This is a genomic window from Rubrimonas sp., from assembly GCF_036788415.1.
In the GTDB taxonomy this organism is placed as follows: Bacteria; Pseudomonadota; Alphaproteobacteria; order Rhodobacterales; family Rhodobacteraceae; genus Rubrimonas.
Genome location: NZ_DAIQNN010000178.1, coordinates 1 through 3,637, shown reverse-complemented (window position 1 = coordinate 3,637; position 3,637 = coordinate 1). Strand labels below are relative to the sequence as shown.

The 3,637-nt window shown below is 68.7% G+C and carries 5 protein-coding genes; 1 reads left to right on the top strand and 4 read right to left on the bottom strand.

All coding sequences use genetic code 11. The annotated features are described in order from the left end of the window. From V7Q31_RS18025 to V7Q31_RS18010, 4 genes are all read right to left on the bottom strand, one after another. On the bottom strand, nucleotides 1-652 hold a 652-nt coding region (locus tag V7Q31_RS18025), incomplete at its 3' end, for an alpha/beta fold hydrolase (RefSeq protein WP_442976742.1). After that, nucleotides 642-1,544, bottom strand: a complete 903-nt coding sequence (locus tag V7Q31_RS18020; protein WP_333835228.1) for an NAD(P)-dependent oxidoreductase — start codon at nucleotides 1,542-1,544, stop codon at nucleotides 642-644. The genes V7Q31_RS18020 and V7Q31_RS18025, both read right to left, overlap by 11 nt. Beyond that, entirely contained in the window at nucleotides 1,537-1,917 is a 381-nt protein-coding gene (locus V7Q31_RS18015; protein ID WP_333835227.1) for a carboxymuconolactone decarboxylase family protein, read from the bottom strand. The genes V7Q31_RS18020 and V7Q31_RS18015 overlap by 8 nt, the downstream gene beginning before the upstream one ends. Beyond that, complete coding sequence (locus V7Q31_RS18010) at nucleotides 1,910-2,716, bottom strand: GntR family transcriptional regulator (protein ID WP_333835226.1); 807 nt, start codon at nucleotides 2,714-2,716, stop codon at nucleotides 1,910-1,912. The genes V7Q31_RS18015 and V7Q31_RS18010 overlap by 8 nt, the downstream gene beginning before the upstream one ends. Nucleotides 2,717-2,774: 58 nt before the next feature. Between V7Q31_RS18010 and V7Q31_RS18005 the strand changes: the two genes are divergently transcribed. Next, the coding region (locus V7Q31_RS18005; RefSeq protein ID WP_333835229.1) for an ABC transporter substrate-binding protein at nucleotides 2,775-3,637 on the top strand (863 nt) is incomplete at its 3' end.

The window sequence follows — 3,637 nt, the reverse complement described above, 5'->3', positions numbered from 1 at the left end:
CGGCCTCCGTGAGCACATACCCCGCCGCGGCCTCGTCGCCGTCCTCACCCGTGGACGCGCCGTGCCAGGGCAGATCGAACGCCATCATGCGGAACCGCGACCGCAACTCGGTGTCGGCCAGTTGATGAAGGAATTGCCGGCTGTCCGCGCCCGCCGTGTGCAGGAAGACGAGGGGCGTCCCTTCGCCGGCCTCGAGCCAGTGGATGAGCGCCGTTCGCCCGCGACCGCAGACGAGTTCGCGGCGCAGCCCACGGACGGCCCCGGGGTCATGCGGGAAGGTGAAGCCGTCCGGATCGCCGATCCCCGGACGGGCGAGTTCGAAGAGCCGCTCGAGCGCCGCGAGAGCCAGCGCCTGCTTCAGGGGATCGGCCGTAACCTTGATCCCCACGGCGTGGCGGATGACGGCACCGAAGGAATGCATGCCCGGTGGCGGAAGGGCCTGCATGATCTGACCGAAGGCGGCCGCATCGCCCTCGATCAGGATATCGGACGTGGCGCCGGGGTCTGTCCGGCTTGGCGGGCTCTGCAGGCGCAGCGCCGCCATCGCGACCCCGGCCCGCAACTCCAGCACGAGGTCGAGCCCGCGGCACGCATCCGCGAGCACGCCGTCGTTCTCCGCTCGGGTGAGCCAGCCGTCGAGATCAGCCTGCATCGTCGGCGCGCCCGTCCCCTTCGATGAAGCGGAATATCTCGGTGTGGTCGGCCTCGGGCCCCAGCGCATCGCGCGCGTCGCTCCAGAGGCGTCGCGCCGCCCGAAGTCCCGGCAGGGGCCGGCCGACCCGGTCGGCGAGCGCGGCGGCGAGCCCGACGTCCTTGGCCATGAGCGGCAGGGAGAAGCCGGCGCGCTTGTATTCACCGCTCAGGATGAACTGCACGACCTTGTTCTCCGTCGAGTTGTTGCGGCCGGTCGACACGTTGATCACCTCGATCAGCGTCGCCGGATCGAGCCCGAACGCGCGACCCACGATCACCGCTTCGCAGGCCGCGGCAAGACCCGCCGCGGAGACGTAGTTGTTGAGCGCCTTGGTTGCGTGCCCCGAGCCCAGCGATCCGGTCCGGCGCACGCGGCCCATCGCCTCGAGGACCGGCGTCACGCGCGCCATCGCCGCAGCGTCGTCGCCGCCGAGCATGATGGCGAGGCTGCCATCCGCGGCTTTTCGCACCCCGCCCGAGACAGGGGCGTCGAGCAGCGCGACGCCCCGATCGGCGAGGGCGCCGCCGAGGTCGCGCGTGCGCACGGGATCGGACGAACTCATGTCCACGATCACCGCACCCGGAGACAATCCCTCGGCGAGCCCCTTCTCCCCGAGGCAGACACGCTCCACGATGCCGGAGTCGGGGAGCATCAGGATCACGACCGCGCACCTGCGCGCGAGTGCGGACGGGCTTTCCGCGATCTCGAGGCCCGCCTCCGCCCCGATGAGCTCGGCGGCTCCGCGGTTGACGTCCTGAACCACCGGCTTTCGGCCGGCCCGGACCAGGCGGCGCACCATCGGCGCGCCCATCGCGCCGATGCCGATGAAGCCGATCCGATCCTCAGCCATCCTTCATCTCGTCGAACGCGCCGCGCGCGATGCGGAAGCTGTCAACCATCGCGGGAACGCCGCAATAGATGCCGACCTGCAGCAGGACCTCCTTGATCTCGTCGCGGCTGACGCCGTTGTTGACGGCGCCGCGCACAGGCGCGGCCAGCTCGTGCGGACGATTGAGCGCCGAGATCATCGCGAGGTTGATGATCGAGCGTGTCTTGCGGTCGATGCCGTCACGACCCCAGACCTCGCCCCAGCAATAGGTCGTGACGAGTTCCTGCAGATCGCCGGTGAACTCGTCGGCCTGCGAAAGGGCCTTGTCCACATAGGCGTCGCCCAGCGTCTCGCGCCGGATCTTCATGCCCTTTTCGCATGTCGCCTTATCCATCCTGAACGATCCCGTCCTTCCTGGCGCCGGATTTCTCGAAGTCTGCGAAACGCGCATCCGCGACCCGCCCGGCCGCTGCGACATGCGCCTCGGCCAGTCGGCGCGCTTCGTTCGCGTCACGACGGCGGATCGCGTCGATCACGGCGTCGATCTCGGCGATGGTGATGGGCAAACGGCCCGTCTGTGACAACGAGAACCGGCGCAACTGCACGATCCGGTTGTTCAACTGCGTGAACATCTGACGCAGGATGCGATTGCAGGCCCCGCTGAGCAGGCAGTCGTAAAAGTCGTTCTTGGCCGCGACCAGCGCTTCGGGAGCGTCGCCGGGCGAGAGCGTGCGAAGCTGCTCCATGATGGCGAAGAGCCTCTCGCGGTCGTCCTCCCCGGCGTTCGCGGCGAACTCCGCGCAGGCGAGCCCCTCGAGCACGCCCCGCACCCGATACAACTCGCGCGCCTGTTCGCGGTTCAGCAGGGTCACCATCGGGCCCTTGTGCGGCACGTGGGTGATGAGCTCCTCGGCGGCGAGCGTCTGGACCGCCTCGCGCACGAGACTCCGGCTCACCCCGAACAGGGCGCAGAGCTCGCGCTCGCTCAGGTGCTGACCGGGGCGAAACTCTCCGTCGATGATCGCCTCGCGCAACCGCCGGACCAGCCGGGCGCTGAGCGTGACGTCATCGCGGTTCAGCCAAAGGTTCGAACCCATGTTCCGCTCCGCATCAGTGTCGCCGATCGTGTATATTGTCGGACATTCTGTCAATCGGCTTGACAGGCGATTTTCGCGCTGGCTACGCTGCGCCATCGGCCGCATGAGCCAAGGGGGAGACGCAGAGATGAAGGCACCGAAGCAGTTGAGCGGCGTGACGCGGCGCCATGTCGTGGGCGCCGGGACGGCCCTGCTCGCGGCCCCGTGGGTCGCCCGGCCCGCCTTCGCGCAACAGACCATCAACATCGGCGTGATCCAGCCGCTGTCCGGCCCGAACGCCCAGTTCGGCATCAACTCGCGCAACGGCATCCAGCTCGTCGCCGACGAGATCAACGCCGCCGGCGGCATCCAGTCGATGGGAGGGGCGCAGATCAACCTCATCATCGCCGACGCGACGTCCAACCCGACGCAGGCGGCGACCGTCGCCCAGCGAATGATGTCGCAGGACAACGTCGTGGCCGTGCTCGGGGCGTTCGCGTCGTCCCTGACGCTGGCGATCTCGGAGGTGACCGAGCGCCGGGGCGTCCCGCTGATGACCATGTCGTTTTCCGACGAGATCACCGGGCGCGGGTTCGAGAACGTCTTCCAGGTCGTCTCGGTCGGCAGCGCGATCGGCGCGGCGCAGTTCCAGTACACGCGCCAGCTGGCGGAACGGAACGGCCGGCCGCTCGAGCGTATCGCGATCATGTACGAGGACACCGCCTACGGCACGTCGCAATCGGCGGGGCTGCGGGCCGGTGCGGCCGAGGCCGGGATCGAGATCGCGATGGACGAGGCCTACCCGCTCGGCATCACCGATGTGAGCCCGCTCATCAACCAGTTGCGCCGCTCGGGGGCGCAGGCCGTCTTCCCTGTCTCCTATCTCAACGACAGTCTGCTCATCGTTCGGTCGATGCGGCAGCAGGGCATCGAGATTCCCACGATCGGCGGGGCGGCCGGCTACATCATCCCCGACTTCCGCGACGGCCTCGGGGCGCTGTCCGACAACGTGCTCTCGATCTCGCCCGCAAACTACGA